Annotated in this window: 18 protein-coding genes; 11 read left to right on the plus strand and 7 right to left on the minus strand. The window is 69.9% G+C overall.

Translation table 11 applies throughout. The features are described 5' to 3' along the window. Window positions 1-3: 3 nt before the first annotated feature. Entirely contained in the window at window positions 4-690 is a 687-nt protein-coding gene (locus JOE53_RS14510; RefSeq protein WP_061683400.1) for a GntR family transcriptional regulator, read from the minus strand. A 59-nt stretch (window positions 691-749) separates the two neighbouring features. On the opposite strand from JOE53_RS14510, the gene JOE53_RS14515 reads away from it, so the two are divergent. Next, on the plus strand, window positions 750-1,955 hold the full coding sequence (locus JOE53_RS14515; RefSeq protein ID WP_061683401.1) for an MFS transporter: 1,206 nt from the start codon (window positions 750-752) through the stop codon (window positions 1,953-1,955). 9 nt (window positions 1,956-1,964) lie between these two features. Then, window positions 1,965-2,711, plus strand: coding sequence for an SDR family NAD(P)-dependent oxidoreductase (locus JOE53_RS14520; protein ID WP_061683402.1), 747 nt, complete (start codon window positions 1,965-1,967; stop codon window positions 2,709-2,711). Window positions 2,712-2,756: 45 nt separating this feature from the next. On the opposite strand, the gene JOE53_RS14525 is transcribed toward JOE53_RS14520, so the two are convergent. Next, window positions 2,757-3,407, minus strand: coding sequence for a GntR family transcriptional regulator (locus JOE53_RS14525; protein WP_036286795.1), 651 nt, complete (start codon window positions 3,405-3,407; stop codon window positions 2,757-2,759). Window positions 3,408-3,615: 208 nt separating this feature from the next. On the opposite strand from JOE53_RS14525, the gene JOE53_RS14530 reads away from it, so the two are divergent. After that, window positions 3,616-3,822 carry a cold-shock protein gene (locus JOE53_RS14530; RefSeq protein WP_028496198.1) on the plus strand — a complete coding sequence of 69 codons (207 nt, stop codon included), beginning with the start codon at window positions 3,616-3,618 and terminating at the stop codon, window positions 3,820-3,822. A gap of 181 nt (window positions 3,823-4,003) precedes the next feature. Here JOE53_RS14530 and JOE53_RS14535 read toward each other — a convergent pair whose 3' ends face one another. From JOE53_RS14535 to JOE53_RS14550, 4 genes are all read right to left on the minus strand, one after another. Continuing rightward, window positions 4,004-4,699 carry an HAD hydrolase-like protein gene (locus JOE53_RS14535; RefSeq protein ID WP_061683403.1) on the minus strand — a complete coding sequence of 232 codons (696 nt, stop codon included), beginning with the start codon at window positions 4,697-4,699 and terminating at the stop codon, window positions 4,004-4,006. Window positions 4,700-4,719: 20 nt separating this feature from the next. After that, on the minus strand, window positions 4,720-5,412 hold the full coding sequence (gene nucS / locus JOE53_RS14540) for an endonuclease NucS (RefSeq protein WP_005054764.1): 693 nt from the start codon (window positions 5,410-5,412) through the stop codon (window positions 4,720-4,722). Window positions 5,413-5,456: 44 nt separating this feature from the next. After that, on the minus strand, window positions 5,457-6,794 hold the full coding sequence (locus tag JOE53_RS14545) for an HNH endonuclease signature motif containing protein (protein ID WP_204948132.1): 1,338 nt from the start codon (window positions 6,792-6,794) through the stop codon (window positions 5,457-5,459). A gap of 83 nt (window positions 6,795-6,877) precedes the next feature. Then, a complete protein-coding gene (locus tag JOE53_RS14550; protein ID WP_204948133.1) occupies window positions 6,878-8,110 on the minus strand; it encodes an MFS transporter in 1,233 nt (410 codons plus the stop codon). 108 nt (window positions 8,111-8,218) lie between these two features. Here JOE53_RS14550 and JOE53_RS14555 point away from each other — a divergent pair, with 108 nt between their 5' ends. The 8 genes from JOE53_RS14555 to JOE53_RS14590 all read left to right on the plus strand — a co-directional run bounded on the left by JOE53_RS14555 (window position 8,219) and on the right by JOE53_RS14590 (window position 16,132). Next, the gene (locus JOE53_RS14555) at window positions 8,219-9,268 is read left to right on the plus strand and encodes a LacI family DNA-binding transcriptional regulator (protein WP_204948134.1); all 1,050 of its coding nucleotides are present in this window, start codon (window positions 8,219-8,221) and stop codon (window positions 9,266-9,268) included. A gap of 56 nt (window positions 9,269-9,324) precedes the next feature. Next, window positions 9,325-12,252 (plus strand): Na+/H+ antiporter subunit A, encoded by a 2,928-nt coding sequence (locus tag JOE53_RS14560; RefSeq protein WP_204948135.1) that lies wholly within the window; start codon window positions 9,325-9,327, stop codon window positions 12,250-12,252. Then, a complete protein-coding gene (locus JOE53_RS14565; protein ID WP_204948136.1) occupies window positions 12,249-12,794 on the plus strand; it encodes a Na(+)/H(+) antiporter subunit C in 546 nt (181 codons plus the stop codon). The genes JOE53_RS14560 and JOE53_RS14565 overlap by 4 nt, the downstream gene beginning before the upstream one ends. Further along, the gene (locus JOE53_RS14570; RefSeq protein WP_204948137.1) at window positions 12,791-14,356 is read left to right on the plus strand and encodes a Na+/H+ antiporter subunit D; all 1,566 of its coding nucleotides are present in this window, start codon (window positions 12,791-12,793) and stop codon (window positions 14,354-14,356) included. The genes JOE53_RS14565 and JOE53_RS14570 overlap by 4 nt, the downstream gene beginning before the upstream one ends. Next, on the plus strand, window positions 14,353-14,934 hold the full coding sequence (locus JOE53_RS14575; RefSeq protein ID WP_036286827.1) for a Na+/H+ antiporter subunit E: 582 nt from the start codon (window positions 14,353-14,355) through the stop codon (window positions 14,932-14,934). The genes JOE53_RS14570 and JOE53_RS14575 overlap by 4 nt, the downstream gene beginning before the upstream one ends. Beyond that, window positions 14,931-15,200, plus strand: a complete 270-nt coding sequence (locus JOE53_RS14580) for a monovalent cation/H+ antiporter complex subunit F (RefSeq protein ID WP_036286829.1) — start codon at window positions 14,931-14,933, stop codon at window positions 15,198-15,200. The genes JOE53_RS14575 and JOE53_RS14580 overlap by 4 nt, the downstream gene beginning before the upstream one ends. Further along, window positions 15,197-15,553 (plus strand): monovalent cation/H(+) antiporter subunit G, encoded by a 357-nt coding sequence (gene mnhG, locus JOE53_RS14585; RefSeq protein ID WP_036286831.1) that lies wholly within the window; start codon window positions 15,197-15,199, stop codon window positions 15,551-15,553. Before JOE53_RS14580 ends, mnhG begins: the two co-directional genes overlap by 4 nt. Before the next feature lie 144 nt (window positions 15,554-15,697). After that, on the plus strand, window positions 15,698-16,132 hold the full coding sequence (locus tag JOE53_RS14590; protein ID WP_271170996.1) for a GNAT family N-acetyltransferase: 435 nt from the start codon (window positions 15,698-15,700) through the stop codon (window positions 16,130-16,132). A 19-nt stretch (window positions 16,133-16,151) separates the two neighbouring features. Here the strand turns inward: JOE53_RS14590 and JOE53_RS14595 are convergent, their stop codons facing one another. Then, window positions 16,152-17,597 carry a phytoene desaturase family protein gene (locus JOE53_RS14595; RefSeq protein WP_204948138.1) on the minus strand — a complete coding sequence of 482 codons (1,446 nt, stop codon included), beginning with the start codon at window positions 17,595-17,597 and terminating at the stop codon, window positions 16,152-16,154. Between the last annotated feature and the right edge of the window lie 425 nt (window positions 17,598-18,022).

Here is an 18,022-nt window from a genome sequence, read left to right on the forward strand (position 1 = left end):
ACCTCAGCCCGCCGTTGCCGACTCCACGATCGACAGACCTCGCCCGCGCAGCCGCAGACGCTCCTCCGAGAGCGATGCGAGCAGGCGGTCGCGCGTGCCGCGGCCGTGTGCGACGACGAGCTCGTGCGCGCGCTCGGCATCCCGGGCAGCGACCGCGGCCACGATCTCCCGGTGCTCGGCGGCGGCGTGGGCGCGGGAGGCGGCGCTGCGCACCTCGAGCCAGCGCGTGCGGCTGAGGCGCACGAGCGTGCCGGCGATCGCGTCGACCAGGAACGGATTGCGCGACAGTCGTGCCAGGGCGACGTGGAAGTCGCTGCCGTCGCGCAGTACGGCGTCGGCGTCGTCGTGCTCCCTGCCGGCACGGGCGATCGCGCCGAGGCTTTCCAGTTCGGCGTCGTCGGCGCGGTCCACCGCGAGTGCGACGACGGCGGTCTCGAGCGCCTCGCGGTACTCCATGAGCGCGCCGATCTCGCTGAGGTCGATCGGCGTCACGCGCCAGGTGCGGTCATCGCGCCGTGTCAGTCCCTCGTTCTCGAGGCGCATGAGGGCGGCGCGGATGGGGGTGCGCGACGCGCCGAGCATCGACTCGAGTCCGCGTTCGCTCAGCCGCTCACCCGGCAACAGGTCGAGGGACAGGATGGCGGCGCGCAGGCGCTCGTACGGACTGCCGGTCTCGGGGGAAGTGGTCACGTTGCTCCTCTGGTGTACCAGGGTGGTATACCAGAGTGTACCCGACGGAGGATCAGACGATGCCGAGCACGAACACGACGACAGCGACGCCCACGCGGGCGTGGGTGATGCTGGCGCTGGGGGTGTTGGCGCAAGCCGCCGGAACCCTCCTCGTCTCGGCGCCGGCCTACCTGATCCCGCTCCTGCACACTCAGCGCGCCATGCCCCTCGCTCAGGCGGGGCTGCTCGCATCGGCGCCCACTCTCGGCATGGTGTGCACGCTCGTCGTGTGGGGCGTGCTCACCGACAGGTACGGCGAACGGCAGATCATCGCCGGCGGGCTCGTCCTCACCGCCGTGTTCTCGCTCGCTGCCGCCGCAGCGAGCGGCGACGGATATCTCGTTCTCGGTGTGCTCCTCGCGTGCGGGGGTGCCGCGTCGGCCAGCACGAACGCCGCGAGCGGCCGCGTCGTGATCGGCTGGTTCCCCGTGGAGCGCCGCGGACTCGCGATGGGCATCCGCCAGATGTCCCAGCCGCTCGGTGTCGCCACCGCTGCGCTGACGGTTCCACCGCTGGCCGAGGGCGGGCTCGCCGCGCCCTTCGTCGTCGCCGCGGGGGTGACCGGCGCGCTCGCCGTGCTCTGCGCGTGGGGCATCCGCAATCCACCGCGCCCCGCGCGCCGCATCGGCCCGGCGGATGCCGCGACCAACCCCTATCGCGCCAGCGCGTTCCTCGTCCGCATCCACGTGGCCTCGGCTCTGCTCGTCGTCCCGCAGTTCGCGCTCTCGATCTTCGGCCTGGTGTGGCTGGTGACAGCGATGGGATGGAGTGCGGCGGCGGCCGGCGCGCTCGTGGCGGCGTCGCAGTTCGTGGGCGCGCTGGGCCGGATCGTCGTCGGCCACCTCAGCGACCGCGTCGGCACGCGCGTCGGCGTGCTGCGGTGGGTGGCCGGCGCCGGTGTCGTGGCGATGGCGGCGCTCGCGGTCGCCGGCGCCGTGCACGCCGACGCGCTCGTCGGCGTGCTGTATCTCGTCGCGTCCACGATCGCGGTCGCCGACAACGGCCTCGCGTACACGTCGGTGGCCGAAGCGGCCGGACCCTTCTGGTCGGGTCGCGCCCTCGGCATCCAGAACACCGGGCAGTTCGTCGCGGCGTCGGCGGTCGGCCCGCTGGTCGGGTCGCTCGTCACCCTGGTCGGCTACCCCCTCGCCTTCGCGCTGGTCGGCGCGACGCCGCTCGCCGCGCTCGCGATCACTCCGCGCCGAGACCGCGGCATGCACGGTTAGCGTGGTGTCATGAACGACCCGCATCGCTCCACCGTCGTCGTCTCCGGTGCCGGCACCGGTATCGGCCGTGCCGCCGCCCTCCGCCTCGCCGCATCCGGTCGCCACGTCACCCTCGTCGGCCGCCGGCGGGCACCGCTCGAGGAGGTCGCCGCCCACGATCCGTCGTCGTTCCTGGTCGCGGATGCCGATGTCAGCAGCCCCGACGGTGCACGCCGCGTGGCCGGTGCCGTGCGAGAGGCGGGACTCGGCTGCGCGGGCGTCGTCGCCTCCGCCGGGGGCAACGCCCCCGCGGCGTCCGACGACAGCCTCGAAGCAGTCCGCGATCACTGGCGTGCGGGATTCGACCTCAACGTGATGACCGCGGTCCTGCTGGTCGAAGCGCTGCGACCCGCGCTGGAAGCCGACGGGGGACGCGTCGTGCTGCTGTCGTCGGTCTCGGCCCTGCGTGGCTCGCGGACCGGTTCGTACGGTGCGTCCAAGGCAGCCCTGCACGCGTGGATGTTCGATCTCGCCGCGCAGCTGGGCCGCTTCGGCGGCACCGCCAACGTCGTCGCACCGGGATTCGTGCCCGGGACCGAGTTCTGGGCGGGGGTCTCGGACGACGTCGTGCAGAACCGCATCGCGCAGACCCTCGTCGGCCGGGTGGGCACGGCCGAGGAGATCGGCGGGATCATCGCCTGGCTGCTCGGTCCGGATGCCGGGTGGGTGACCGGCCAGATCGTCTCTGCGAACGGCGGCATGGTGCTCGGACGCTGAACGCCGCCGGTCACTCGGCATCCGCCGACTCGCATCGGCGCGGGATCAGTGCAGATCGTGGAGCCGTCGCAGCGTCTCCTCGGCGCCGCGACCGTCGCGCTCGGCGAGCTGGCGTCGCAGCGCGTCGAAAAGGTCGACGCGACCGGCCGCTGCCGTGAGGAACGGGTCCCAACCGCGCAGATTCCGCTCGATCGTCAGCGCCACCTCGCGAACGACGCCGATGAACACCGTGTTGTGGGTGGCGCGGGTCATGAGCTCGAACATCTGCGTACAGCGGGAGAACAGCGACGCGATGTCGCGGTGCGCCGCGCTGTCGACGACGGTGCCGGCCACCGCGACGATGCCGTCGAGCTCGTCGTCGGTGGCGTTGGCGAGCGCGAGATGGATCGCGTTGCCCATGAGGTAGGCGGTGAACACTCCGGTTTCGCGTCGCACGCGCTCGTCGGGCACGGACACGCGGGTGTAGCGCCCGACGGCGATCTCGACGAGGCCGAAACGCTCCAGGCGCTGCAGAGCCTCCCGCACGGGAGTGCGCGAGATGCCCAGCTGCGCCGCGATGTCGCCGTCGCGCAGACGTTCTCCGGGCGCGAGGGAGCCATCGACGATGGCCGCGCCGATGCGCGCGTAGACCTCGTCGCTCAGGCTTACGCCAGTGGTCAGATCGTTGTGATCGATCGGTCGAAGAAAAGTAGACATCTTGCTGAGACGGTTCGGGTCATCTCAGTGATGAGTGTACGGCTGTCAGCCGCTGGCGGGCGAGCGTGTCGGGGTTGCCACCTTTGGCTGTGTTCTTGCAACGTTTGTGTCACCTTGTCTCATCTCATACTGCGCGAGGCCATGCCGACCGTTAGCGTGGAGCCCGTCGGCGCACTCGCGTCGTCATCGCACGTCAGTAAGGCAGTTCATGAGCACCAGCGGTACCGTCAAGTGGTTCAACTCGGAGAAGGGCTTCGGGTTCATCGCTCCCGATGAGGGCGGCGCTGACGTCTTCGCCCACTACTCCGCCATTCAGTCGGGCGGCTACCGCTCGCTCGAGGAGAACCAGCGCGTCGAGTTCGAGATCGCCCAGGGCCCCAAGGGCCTGCAGGCGGAGAACATCCGACCCCTGTGAGTTCGACGGCCCGCTTTCGAGCGGGCCGTTTTCACGTCGGAGCGAGCCGTCGTCCACACCTTGTGTGACGACGGCTCGTTCGTCGTGAGCGAGGATCACTCCAGATCGAGTCGCACGATCTTCTCGGCGCTCACGGCTGCAGCGGCGATCGCCGCGCAGCGCCCCTCTTTCTCGGCCGATCTCAGTCGGCGTGAGACGCGGACTCTTCGTCGATGAGCAGCAGTGCCCGCAGCTGCGCCGCATCTTCCACGGCGGCGGACGCGCCATCGGCCTCGTGTGGCCAGCTGAAACCCCAGCGGACGAAGATCACCGGCACCCCCTGCGCGGCGCCGCCCTCGACGTCGTGGTGACGGTCGCCGATGAGGACCGGACGGCTCGTGTCGACTCCGGCCGCGTGTAGGCGGCGGAGGGCTTCGGCGACGATGTCGGACTTCGACGCGAGCGTCTTCTCATCGGAGGTCGAGCCCACCATCGCCGTCATGTGCGGCGCCAGGTCGAAGTGCTCCATGAGGGCGACGACCTGCACCTCCGGCTTCGAACTCGCGGTCGCCTGAGCGATGCGTGCGGTGTCGAGGTCGGCGATGATCTCGGCCACTCCCGGGTAGAGCCGCGCTCCCGTGGTGTACCCGTCGGCCTTGCCGAGGGTGCGGTAGTACGCGACGGCCTCGGTGGCCTGTTCCGGCGTCATGCCGACGTTGTCCTGGAACGAGTTGAACATCGGCGGACCGATCCAATGCACGAGCTCGTCACGCGTCGGCGCGGGCTTGCCGAAGTGCTCGAGGGCGGTCGTGAGACGGCGGAGAATGCCGTCGGAAGCATCGACGAGGGTCCCGTCGACGTCCCAGAGCACGCACGTGAAAGGGGATCGCATCGTCATGGGTCCAGCCTAGGGTGCTGTCAGAACAGTCGCGGCGCGCCCGATTCGACGCCCTTCATACCCTCGTAGTCGAGTGTCACGCAGCGGATGCCGCGGTCGCCGGCGAGCGTCTTGGCTTGCGGTTTGATCTCCTGGGCGGCGAACACTCCTGCCACCGGCGCGAGGTGGGGGTCGCGGTTGAGCAGCTCGAGGTACCGGGTGAGCTGCTCGACACCGTCGATGTCACCGCGGCGTTTGACCTCGACCGCGATCGTGCCGCCGTTCGGATTGCGCAGCAGCAGATCGACGGGGCCGATCGCCGTCGGGAACTCCCGGCGCACGAGAGTGAGACCCTCCCCGATCACGTCGACCTGCTCGGCGAGCAGCCGCTGCAGGTCGGCCTCGACACCGTCCTTCTGCAGGCCGGGATCGACGCCGAGCTCGTGCGACGAGTCGTGCAGCACCTCGTAGATCCGCACGAGAAGAGCATCGCCGGTCTTCGCGTGGGTGACCCGCCAGTGTTCGATCACGCCGGCCGACGCCGACTCGGCATCCGGTGCCTCGACGGTCAGGGTGCACGGCGGGCTCATCCAGTTGAGCGGGGCGTGCTGAATGTCTCGATGGAACGCGACGGTGCCATCGGCCTTGATCATGATCAGACGGGTCGCGAGGGGAAGGTGGGTGTTCAGCCGTCCGGAGTAGTCGACGGAGCAGCGGGCGATGATGAGACGCACCCGTCCAGTCTCGCAGGGCGCGCGGGGAGAACCCGCGCGGTCGCTCAGAAGGGTGGCACGGATTCCGCTGGTGGATGCGGTGGTGGGTCGACCGTGAACGCCACGAGCGGGACGGGGGCGTCTTCGCGGTAGACCCGTCCGGTGGGTGAGGTCCATTCGAGGATGCCGCCGGGGTGTTGTCGCACTCTCCAGGAGGTGAACTGCTTCATCGAGTGGTGCCGCTGACACAGGTGGGCGAGGTTCCAGAGCGCGGTGGGGCCGCCCTGCGCGTGGTCGACGGTGTGGTCGATCTCGCAGCGGATCGCGGCCCGTCGGCATCCGGGGAACCGGCAGTGCTGGTCGCGGGCGCGGAGAAATCGGCGCTGCGACTGTGCGGTGCGGTACCGATCGACGGCGATCACGGTCCCGTCGACGGGGTCGGTGAGGATCCGGGTGAGCGTGGGCGCGTTTGCGGCGAGAGCGCGGGCGGTGTCGGCGTCGACCGGGGTACGTCCGACGAGGTCGGCGGGTCCGTCGTCGGCGTCGAGCAGGGTGAGTGCGGGGACGATGACCTGAACCTGCGCACGGATCGCGCCCAGGGCCCCGGGCCGGTCGCCGACCGCGCTGGGGTCGACGGTCGGGCTGCCGGTGAGCAGCATGTCGCTGAGCACGTCGGCGCGAATCTGAGCCATCGTCCGCGTATCGCCATCGCCAACGCCGTCGCCTTCGTGATGGCGGCTGTCGGCGATCACCATCGCCTGCTGCGTAAGACGGTCGAGGATGCCGTGGGCGATGACCGTCGGCACTGTCGCGACGAGGTCGGACATGCCATCAGCCCCGGGGATCACCCGGACCCGGCGGCACGCGCTCGCCGTGCGGTGGCGCTCGGTGAAGGAACGCTCCGCGGTGCGTTCGGCGAGAATCTCCACCGCCGCCCGCACCCGGTTGGGCGTATCCCCCTCACAGAGCCGGATCGCCTCCGCTTCGAACTCCGCCCGCCGCTCGGCGGGAACGAGCCCGCCGGCATCCACGATCACCCGCACATGACCACGCGTGATCCGCTCCGCCTCCCACGCGTCGAGGGTCGCGGGGTAGCTTTCGACGAGTTCACGCGCCTCACCGATCCGCTGCTGCACCGTCCGATCGGTCACCCGCAGCACCCCACCCAGCTCCGCCGCGATCGAGCGCAACACCATGTCGTGCTCCCGCACCGACCCCCGCTGTGCCGCCGCCTCCCGCTCCGCGAGCTGACCTGCCCGCGCCAGCACCCGCACCTCCGCGACCTGGGCCGCCGTCACAGCGCGAGCCACCGCCTCAGTGTCCGCAACGAGACCCGACAGCACAGCCACGAACCGGCCGCCGCTGTCGGTCTCGATGACGCCCCCCGGCGCGATCTCCGTCATACCCCGAGTGTACGGCGACCTTCGGACATTTGTTCGATTCATCCACAGATGACCGTCGCGGCATCCCGGGGAGAGCGACCGCCTCAGTGGTGTCCCGCGCCCACCTTCGACCCCGCGATCGGCTTCGCGGCCCCCGAGGCCAACCCGCTCATCGCGATGAGGCCGACGATGATCCAGAGGGTGTTCAGGATGCCGATCTGGTGGCTGACCCAGCCGAGCACCGGCGGTCCGCAGAGGAAGGCGACGTAGCCGATGGTCGCCGCTGCGGAGACGGACGCCGCGGCCTTGCGAGGATCGTCGGCCGCAGCCGACATGCCGAGGGGGAAGCCCAGCGACGCGCCGGCGCCCCACAGGGCGACGCCGATGAAGGCGATCGGAAGGTTCGGCGCGAGGATGAAGACGACCAGGCCCACCCCGGCGGCCACCGACAGGGCGCGCAGGGTCCACACGCGACCGATGCGGTCGACGAGCGGGCCGCCCACCGCGCGGAACACCGTCATCGCGACGGAGAAGACCGTGAGGAAGACCGCTCCGGTGGCCTCCGACCCGTTGTGACCGTCGACGACCGCGATCGTCAGCCAGTCGTTCGCGCTGCCCTCGGCGAAGGCCATGCCGAGGATGATCGCGCCGATCGCATAGGTGCGGGGGTCGCGCCAGACCTCGAGCGCGGCATGCAGGCGCTCCCGGCGCCCCGGAGACGCGGCGTCGGGGTCGACCGTGACCTGCGCCTGCAGGGGGATGGATCGCAGCGCGTTGGCCGTGATCACGAGCCAGACGACGGCCACGGTGCCGAGGTGCCACGATGCACCGACGCCCCAGGCCGTCATCGCGACGCCGATACCGGCGCCCGCGACGGTGCCGAGGCTGAAGAACGCGTGGAAAAGCGGCATGAGAGTGCGCTCGAACGCCTGCTCGACCTCGGCCGCCTCGACGTTCATCATGACGTCCGTGGCGCCGAAGCACAGGCCGAGGGTCGCCAATCCGATCACCGTCAGGAGATAGGACGACAGCGCGTCCACTCCCAGCGCGGCCAGGAACAGGCCGATGGCGATGCCCACGATCGTGACGGACAGTCCGCGCTTGGCGCCCCAGCGAACGACCACGACGTTGGCCGACATCACGCCGATGAGCGAGCCGGCACCCATGGCGAACAGCAGGATGCCGACCTCGAAGTCGTCGATCGCGAGGTTCTGCTTGACGGCCGGCAGCCGCGACGCCCAGGACGCGAAGGTCACGCCGCACAGGAGGAACAGCGTGAAGATCGAGGTCCGCCAGCGGACGAGCTGGCTGCGGTCGAGGCGGGAGCGGGAGATCACCCCCTCACTGTATCCACTTTTCTCGAATCGATTCGATGCCTCGACGACGAGCGCGCCACATCCCCGATCCCCGGCCCGAAACGATTCGACGCGGGTTAGCATCGGGGAGTGACGAACCGCCGGGCCACCATCGCCGACGTCGCCCGCGTCGCGGGCGTCTCGCCGTCGACGGCGTCCGTCGTCTTCAGCGGCAAGACCCCGGTCTCGGACACCACGCGACTGCGGGTCATCGAGGCCGCCGACTCCCTCGGCTACACCGGGCCCGACCCCCGCGCCGCCTCGCTGCGTCTGGGCCGCAGCGGCATCGTCGCCGTCGTCGTCGGTTCATCCTTGAACTTCATGTTCGTCGACCCCGTCCAGCGTCTCCTGATGGACGGGCTCGCCGAAGCCGTCGCCCCCCTCGGTGCGGGCCTCCTCCTCCTTCGCCGCGACGCCGAGCTCGACATCGAGAACGCCCCCACCCTGACGACGGCGTCCATCGACGCCGCGGTGCTCATCGGCTGCGATGGGTCGCTCCGCGCGTCGCTGCCGATCGTCCAGGCCCGCGGCATCCCCGTCGTGGTGGTCGAAGGAGACGCCGGCGAGGGCATTCCCCGCATCGCTCTGGACAACCGTGACGCGCAGCGGCGGGCGGCGCAGCACGTCCGCGATCTCGGCCACACCCGCGTCGCGATCGTCACGCTGTGGCAGGACGCCGCCGGCACGGTCGGGTGGATCGCGCCGGATGCCGAGATCGCGGTCGACGTGACGCGCGATCGCCTTCAGGGAGCTCGTGACGTCTTCCCCGACGCGCCGGCCTTCGCGTGCGCGGGCAGCTCCATCGACGACGGATTCGCCGCGGGCCGCGTGCTGTTCGCCGACCCGCGCACCCGGCCCACCGCCGTCATCTCGCAGAGCGACCTTCTGGCCGCCGGTGTCATCCGCGCCGCCGAGGATGCCGGTCTGCGCGTGCCCCAGGACGTCAGCGTCACCGGGTTCGACGGCGTTCCCGTCGACGGGCTCGCCCCCTACGAGCTGACCACGCTCGTCCAGCCCGCGACGGCCAAGGGCCGGGCGGCAGGCGCCGCGATCGCTGCGATGCTCGACGGGCGTGAACCGGAGTCGGTCGACCTCACTTCCACATTCCGCATCGGTAATACGACCTCGCGCGCCGGGTGACACCGGGCGCCCGGTAGACTGGCCTTCCGACCCCCGCGACCCGTCAGGAGGCCAGATTGCTCGTGCTCCTGGCTGCGTTCGCGGTGATTCCGCTGGCGCTGCCGTGGCTGGTCGGGCGCATCGGCTCGCGAGCATTCTTCGTCGCAGCGCTGCTGCCGGTCGTGGCCTTCGTCCACGCCGCCATCGCCACGCCCGAGGTCGTCGCCGGTCGGGTGCCGGCCGAGTCCCTTCGTTGGATTCCCCAACTCGGCATCGATCTCTCGATGCGCATGGACACCCTCAGCTGGGTCCTCACGCTCATCGTCACCGGGGTGGGAGCGCTCGTCCTGCTGTATTGCCGCTGGTACTTCGACGGCAAGACGCAGGGCGTCGGCCTGTTCGCCGCGGTGCTCCTCGGGTTCGCGGGGGCGATGTACGGACTCGTCCTGACGGACGACATCATCGTGCTCGTGATGTTCTGGGAGATCACCAGCATCCTGTCCTACCTGCTCATCGGCTTCTACCACGCGCGCGGCGCGAGCCGACGAGCCGCCCTCCAGGCGCTGCTCGTCACGACGCTCGGCGGACTCGTGATGTTCGTCGGCGCGGTCATGCTCTCGGTGATCTACGGCACGAACAGCATCACCGCGATCGTGAGCGGTGCGGCGGCCCTGCGGCCGGGAAGTGACGGACTGCTCGCCACCGCGATCGTTCTGCTGCTGGTCGGTGCGCTCAGCAAGTCGGCCATCTTCCCCTTCCACTTCTGGCTCCCCGGTGCGATGGCCGCGCCCACGCCCGTGAGCGCGTATCTGCATGCGGCCGCGATGGTCAAGGCCGGCATCTATCTGATCGCCCGGCTCGCGCCGGCGTTCGCCGAGAACGAGCTGTGGCGACCGATCGTCATCGGTCTGGGAATCTTCACGATGCTGCTGGGCGGCTTCCAGGCGTTGCGCGAATCCGATCTCAAGCGCATCCTCGCGTTCGGCACGGTGAGCCAGCTCGGCATGCTGACGGTCGTGCTGGGCTACGGAGAGCGTAACTCCGCGCTCGCGGGCCTCGCGCTGCTGATCGGCCACGCGCTCTTCAAATCGGCGCTCTTCCTCGTGGTCGGCGTCATCGACCGTCAGCTGTCGACCCGTGACATCGGTGAACTGTCCGGCGTGGGGCGCCAGGCACCCACGCTCGCGGTGGTCTCGATCATCGCTGTCGCATCGATGGTGGGATTCGCCCCCACCGTCGGTTTCGTTGCGAAAGAGGCGGTGCTCAGCTCGCTGCTCGAAGGCGGCACGCGCCCTGATGCGCTCATCCCTCTGCTCGGCATCCTTCTCGGCTCGATCCTCACGACCGCGTACGGTCTGCGTTTCGTGTGGGGCGCCTTCTGGACGAAGAAGGATGCCGACGGCGCGGCCCGCCCTGCCACGCAATGGCCCGATCCGCCGCTGGGCTTCCTCGCGGCGCCGATCCTGTTGGCCGTCCTGACTCTCGCCGCCGGCTTCACGGCACCGCTGCTCGATCACGCCTTCTCCGGCTACGCCGACACGCTCCCCACCGCCGGCGGATATCCGTACCACCTGGCGCTCTGGCACGGATGGGAGCCGGCCCTGTTCCTGTCGCTGGGCAGCATCGCCCTGGGCGCGCTGGTATTCACGATCGCACAGCGCACGGGGCGTATGCCGCGTCGCCTGATGCCGTTCACGGCCGCCGACGTCTACAACCTGGTGCTGCGCATGATCGCGCGCATCGCCGTGTGGACCACGACCTTCACCCAGCGGGGTTCGCTTCCGCTGTACGTCGGCACGATCTTCGTCGTCTTCGTGGCGGCCGAGGGCACGGCGCTGTTCGCGGGCCGCGACTGGCAGATCTCGCTCGACGCCTGGCAGACGCCCATGCAGCTGGTGGTCGCTCCGATCATGATCATCGCGGGGATCTTCGCGGTGCGGGCCCGAAAGCGCTACACCGGCGTCGTGCTGGTCTCGGCGACGGGACTCGGCATGATCGCCCTGTTCGCGACGAGCGGGGCGCCCGACCTCGCCCTGACGCAGATCCTCGTCGAGACCGTCACCCTCGTGGCGTTCGCTCTGGTGCTGCGTCGGATCCCCGCGCGCCTGGGGGAGCACAACGCCTCCGTCAAGCCGATCCTCCGGGCGATCCTCGCCATTGCGGTCGGCGCGACGATGGCGATGGTCGCGATGGTCGCGACCGGTGCGCGCGTCGCGACGCCGATCTCCGATCGCTTCCCCGACCTCGCCTACCAGCTCGGGCACGGCAAGAACGTCGTGAACGTCGCCCTCGTCGACCTGCGCGGCTGGGACACGATGGGAGAGCTGTCGGTCCTGATCCTCGCCGCGACTGGGGTGGCCTCGCTGGTTTTCGTCACCCACCGCTCCGATCTCATCTCGCGATCGATCTCGGCGCTGCCGACGGGGGTCACCCGCACGCGGCGGCCCCTCATCGAGACCGCGGAGGGGCCGCGTCCCCGCGGAAGCGATCCCGACAGCACGCGTCAGACATGGCTCGTGGGTGGACAGAAGGTTCGCCCGGAGAATCGGTCGCTCTTGCTCGAAGTCATCGTTCGGATCCTCTTCCACACGATCATCGTCGTGTCGATCTACCTGCTCTTCGCCGGTCACAACCTTCCCGGCGGCGGCTTTGCGGGTGGCCTGGTCGCCGGTATGGCGCTGGTCATGCGCTACGTCGCCGGTGGTCGGTACGAGCTCGGGGCGGCCGCCCCCACGGATGCCGGGCGCCTTCTCGGTGCGGGGATGGCGCTCGCCGTGGCCTCCGCGGTGGTGCCGCTGCTGTTCGGCCTGCCGCCCCTGAAGAGCGTGCTCTGGGAGGCGGAGATCCCGGTGGTCGGTCACATCGAGTTCGTGACGTCGACGCTCTTCGACATCGGTGTCTACCTCGTCGTGATCGGTCTCGTGCTCGACGTGCTGCGTTCGCTCGGTGGCGAGGTCGACCGGCAGACTCAGGAGCTTCGCGAGAGGGGGGTGATGGTCTCGTGACCGTCTCGGCCGTTCTCATCGTCATCATGGCCGCCCTCTTCGCGTGCGGCGTCTACGCCATGCTCGAGCGTAGCCTCACCCGCGTGCTCATCGGCTTCCTGCTGCTGGGCAACGCCACCAACCTGTTCCTGCTCGTCGTCATGGGCCGCCCCGGCATCGCCCCGTTCTTCGGTGCGGGCGGCGTCGACGAGATGAGTGACCCGCTGCCGCAGGCGCTGACGTTGACGGCGATCGTCATCACCTTCGCCGTCTCGGCCTTCCTGCTCGCGCTCATCTACCGCTCGTGGCAGCTCGGCCGGGCCGACACGGTGGTCGACGACGAGGAAGACATCGCCGTGCGTGATCGCGGTGCCGTCGAAGAGGACGAGATGGACGACGAGACGTCCATTGAAGACGAGGACGAGGACGCGACGACCGACTTCATCGGCACCGAGACCGCCCCGATCACGGTGCTGCACCATCGCGATCTCGACGGCATCCGCGACGACGCCCCCGTCGACCGTCCGGGTCGAGACGGCCGAGAGGGCGGTGATGCGCGATGAGCGCTCTGGTTCCCCTTCTCGTCGCCCTGCCGTTGCTCGGCGCCGGCATCGCGCTCGTCTTCGGTCGCCAGCGCCGCGTTCAGGTCGGTGTGTCGGTCGTCACGCTCACCCTCGTGCTGGCGATCGCCGCCGTGCTCCTGTACACCGTCGACTCGTCGGGGCAGGCGATCGCCGTGTCGGTGGGCGGCTGGCCGATTCCGTTCGGGATCGTGCTGTACGTCGATCGTCTCGCGGCGCTGCTCGTCGTGATCTCCAGCATCGTGCTGCTTGCCGTTCTGCTCTTCTCCGTCGGGCAGGGCGCCGCCGACGGCGACGACGACACCCCCGTGACGATCTTCCACCCCTCGTATCTCATCCTGTCGGCGGGCATCTTCAACGCGTTCATCGCGGGCGACCTCTTCAACCTGTACGTCGGCTTCGAGATCCTGCTGGTCGCCTCGTACGTGCTCATCACCCTCGGTTCCACGGAGTCGCGTATCCGCGCCGGGGTCGTCTACATCGTCGTCTCGCTCGTCTCCTCGATCCTCTTCCTCGCCGCCATCGCTGCCATCTACGGTGCCCTGGGCACCGTGAACATCGCGCAGCTGGCCGAGAGGATGACAGAGCTTCCCGATTCGACGCAGCTCGTCCTGCATCTGATGCTCCTGCTCGCCTTCAGCATCAAGGCGGCGGTGTTCCCGCTGTCGTTCTGGCTGCCCGACTCGTACCCGACCGCGCCGGCACCCGTCACCGCGGTCTTCGCAGGCCTGCTGACGAAGGTCGGCGTCTACGCGATGATCCGCACCGAGACGCAGATCTTTCGGGACAACGACGTCAACACGCTGCTGCTGATCGTCGCGCTGGCGACCATGATCGTCGGCGTCCTCGGCGCGCTGGCCCAAGCCGAGCTCAAGCGCATCCTGTCGTTCACACTCGTCAGCCACGTCGGCTACCTCGTGTTCGGGCTCGCGATCGCGACGCCTCTCGCCCTCGGCGCGACCACCTATTACATGGTCCACCACATCATCGTGCAGACCACGCTCTTCCTCGCGGTCGGGCTCGTCGAGCGTCGTGCCGGCTCGACATCGATCCTCAAGGTCAAGGGGCTGATGCGCGCTGCACCCCTGCTCGCGGTGCTGTTCTTCATCCCGGCGATCAACCTCGGCGGGCTGCCGCCGTTCTCGGGATTCATCGGCAAGCTCGCGCTGTTCGACGCGGCGGCCGAGGTCGGCACGCCACTCATGTACCTCCTGATCGTCGGCGGCATCGTCACGTCGCTGTTGACCCTCTACACCCTCATGCGCGCGTGGAACCTCGCCTTCTGGCGCGAGGACGACGACCATTCGGAGGAGACCGGCGTCGTCGAGCGCATCTCGTACCTCGGTGACGCCCCGGCAGCCGACGACGAGGGCGCGCGCCGCGTCATTCCGCGCATCATGACCGCGACGACGGCGGGGATGGTCGCGGTTACGGTCGCCCTCACGGTCTTCGCCGGTCCCCTCTACGCGCTGTGCGCGAGCATCGGCGACGCGCTGCTCACGCCCGTGACGCTGGTGCAGCTCGACGACGGGGGCGGATCATGAGTCCGACGTCGTCGGTGGCGGCTGCCGTCTGGCGCCAGCTTCCCTTCTTCGTGTGGCTGGTCGCCCTGTGGATGCTGCTGTGGGGTCAGTTCACGGTGCTCGCCGCCGTGACCGGCGTCGTCGTGGCGCTCGTGGTCACCCGCGTGTTCCGACTGCCGGCGGTCGAGCTGTCGGGACGGGTGAACTTCTGGTACGGCCTCGTCTTCGTGGTGATGTTCTTCCTCGCTCTGATCCGTGGATCCTTGCTCGTCGCGTGGCAGACCCTCAATCCGCGACGCTATCCGGGCACCGCGGTGATCGCGGTGCCGCTGCGCACCGACGACGACCTGATCATGGCCCACGTCGGCGTGACGGCGTCACTCATCCCGGGCTCGCTGATCGTCGACGTCGACCGTGACCGGCGCATTCTCTTCCTGCACGTCATCGGCGTCTCCTCCGCCGAGGATGTGGAGAAGCAGCGCCGCGCCGTGCAGGGCTGGGAGGCGCGCATCGTGCGCGCGGTGGGATCGCGCGCCCAGCTGCGGGCCATTCAGCAGATCGGTGCGCGCTCGCCGCGGGAAGGCGGCGCACCTCGATGACCGTTCTCATCATCGCCATCTACGTCGTCTTCGCGGCGGCGGGGCTTCTCACGCTGTGGCGCATCATCGTGGGGCCGTCGATCCTCGACCGCGCCGTGGCATCGGACGTGCTGCTGACGCTCGTCATGTGCGCCCTGGGCGCGGACATGGTGATCAACCACCACACCCGGTCGCTGCCGGCGCTGCTCATCATCGCCGCCGTCGGTGTCTTCGGCTCCATCGCGGTGGCGCGCTTCGTCGCACGAAGGGACAACACCGACCGATGAACGATCTCCTCGACATCGCGGCCCTCGTGCTCGTGCTCATCGGCGGTTTGCTGTGCGTCACGGCGGCGATCGGGCTGCTGCGCTTTCGCGATGTGCCGACGCGGCTGCATGCCGCGACGAAGCCGCAGGTGCTCGGGCTCATTCTCATCTGCCTCGCGATCGCGCTGTCGCTGCGGAGCTGGCCGGTGGTCGCCTTCCTCGTCCCCGTGGTGATGATGCAGCTGGCCACCGCGCCGCTGTCGGCGCACATGGTCGGACGCCAGGCCTATCGCAACGGCACGATCGACGAACGCTCGCTGTACGTCGACGAGCTCGACGAGGCCCGTCGCACGCCCCCCGCCGCGGGCGGCTGAGCGCGAGAACTCCTCCCCATCGGCGGATGCGCGGGCGCTGCCGGCGACGCTTGTGGACAACGGCGCACACGTCCGGCATCGCCGCCACACTGGACGAGTCGGGGACCGGACCGTCAACTGGGGGGTCACAGGTCCGGCCCCGGCATCCCTCCCCTCGGCGATCGTGAGCTCGCAGAGTCGTTCGATGCTCCCGATGCCGAGGTGCTGCACCTGCTCGAGAATGGCGAACGCGTCGGAGGGGCCGTCGTCGTTCCGGGCCGCGAGGCGGGCCGCCGGTCGCTGGAGCCGTTCTTCATCGATGCCGGCCGCGAGGGCAAGGGACTCGGTCGGCGGGCGTGGCGGGCGATCGAGGAGCACTATCCCGACACGAGGGTCTGGGAGACCTTCACCCCACACTTCGAAGTGCGCAACATCCACTTCTACATCAACGTCTGCGGCTTTCACGCGGTGGAGTTCTTCCACGAGGGGCATCCTCACCCGGAGCCGCCCGGCGGTCCGACCCCTCCGGAGGGGTCGGCGGAGAGCTTCGACGGTGAGGACCGGGGCTTCCGCTTCGAGAAGGTGATGCCGACGCGCTGACGCGGTCGGAGCAGGGATCTCAGGGCGCGAGCGAGGGCGTGTGCGCCATCCCGAACTCGTGCCGTAACACGCTGCGTGCCGCGAACCATCCCGACTGCCCGTGGACCCCCGGACCGGGACTCGTCGCGGCCCCACAGAGGTAGACGCCCGGCAGAGGCGTACGCCACGGCTCGGTGCTGAGGACGGGGCGCGCGAGCAGCTGACGCAGTGTCGCGGCGCCGGCCGCGATGTCGCCGCCGATGTAGTTCGGGTTGTCGGCTTCGAGCTGCGCGGCGGTCGTACTGTGCGACGCGATGATCACATCGCGAAACCCGGGTGCGACGTTCTCGATTGCCCGGATCACGGCCTCGGTCTGGTCCACCGTCGAACCGGCCGGCACGTGCGTGTACGCCCAGAGGGCGTGGTGGCCTTCGGGTGCGCGGGTGGAGTCGAAGACCGACGGCTGCGAGACGAGCACATAGGGGGATGCCGCGTGTCGCCCGGCGAGCACGTCGCGCTCGGCCGCGGCGATCCGGGCACGCGTGCCGCCGATGTGCACGGTGCCGGCTCCGGCGATCCGTTCGTCGGCCCAGGGGACCGGCCCCGACAGCACGAACTGCACTTTCGCGGAGCCGCTGCCGTAGCGGAATCGCTCCAGGCGTCGCCGATAGGGTCCCGGCATCCGCTCTCCCGCCAGTCGCACGAGTGCGCGGGGCGTGACATCGAGCACCACCGCTCTGGCGCTCAGCTCGTCGAGCGAGGTGATCTCATGGTCGAGAACGATCTCGCCGCCGTGTGCGCGAAGGTCGTCGGCGAGAGCGTCCGAGATCGCCTGCGAGCCGCCGATGGGGATCGGCCATCCGGCCGCGTGCGCGTGCGTCTGCAGGGCGAGCCCGGCGGCCGCGGCGACCAGGCTCGGCTGCGGCGCGATCGCATGGGCGGCGACACCGGTGATCATGGCCGGTGCGACGGCGCCGGTGAAGGGCGCATCCCACGCGGCGCTGCCCTGGACGAGCGCGCGCACACCGAAACGGGCGGTGACGAGCGGATGCGGCGGCACGCGCAGCAGCGGGGACCCCGTGAACCGGGCGACCTCCCGCGCGCGGCTGGCGAGAGGGGCGATCAACCGTCGGTAGGCGGCACCGTCGCGGCCGAGGCCGTCGACGGTGCGCTCCAGGTCGCGGTACGCGATGCCGGAGCCGCCGTCGGCGGGGCTCAAAGGATGCGCGAACGAGATCTCCGGCGTGACGAACTCCACGCGCCGCGCGAGCCCGAATGCGCGGAAGAAGGGCGAGGCGAGCGCGAGCGGATGCACGGCTGAGCAGGTGTCGTGGCGGAACCCGGGTGCCACCGTCTCGGTGGTGCGGGCTCCGCCGCCGAGCTGTGCCATCCGTTCGAAGACGCGCACCGACAGGCCCGCCCGCGCGAGCGTGACCGCGGCGGCCAGGGCGTTGGGGCCCGATCCCACCACCTCGACGTCGGTCATGCCCGCCCCGCCCCCTCGTCGTGTCGCGGACGGCGATTCCGCCGCGAGTCGCCGAAAGTGGCGGATGATCGCTCGTCGTCGAACTGCCGAGCGCTGGTCGCCATTGAGTCTCCTCCGGGTCCCTTCCGATCGTAGAGGCCTGCGGGTCGGCGCCGGTGGGGGTGACGCGCGGATGCGCCTGCCTGCCCCCGCCTCTCCGCCTCTCCGTGTTCCGTCTTCAGTCTCTGCCGGCTCACGCTCGGCCGGCCGACCCGGAATCCCGCGGGTGGGGCTGGTCGCCGTGCTCTCGCGGACTGAATACGGAACGTGGCGCGGGAGGGCGGGCGGAGTCCGCGCCGCGCCCTACCCGATGAGACTCGGCTGCAGGTCGCGGAGCGTTCGGCGGTGGGTCATCCGTGTCACCCCCACCGCCGCCAGCGCCAGCG

Source organism: Microbacterium laevaniformans (genome assembly GCF_016907555.1).
Taxonomy (GTDB): Bacteria; Actinomycetota; Actinomycetes; order Actinomycetales; family Microbacteriaceae; genus Microbacterium; species Microbacterium laevaniformans.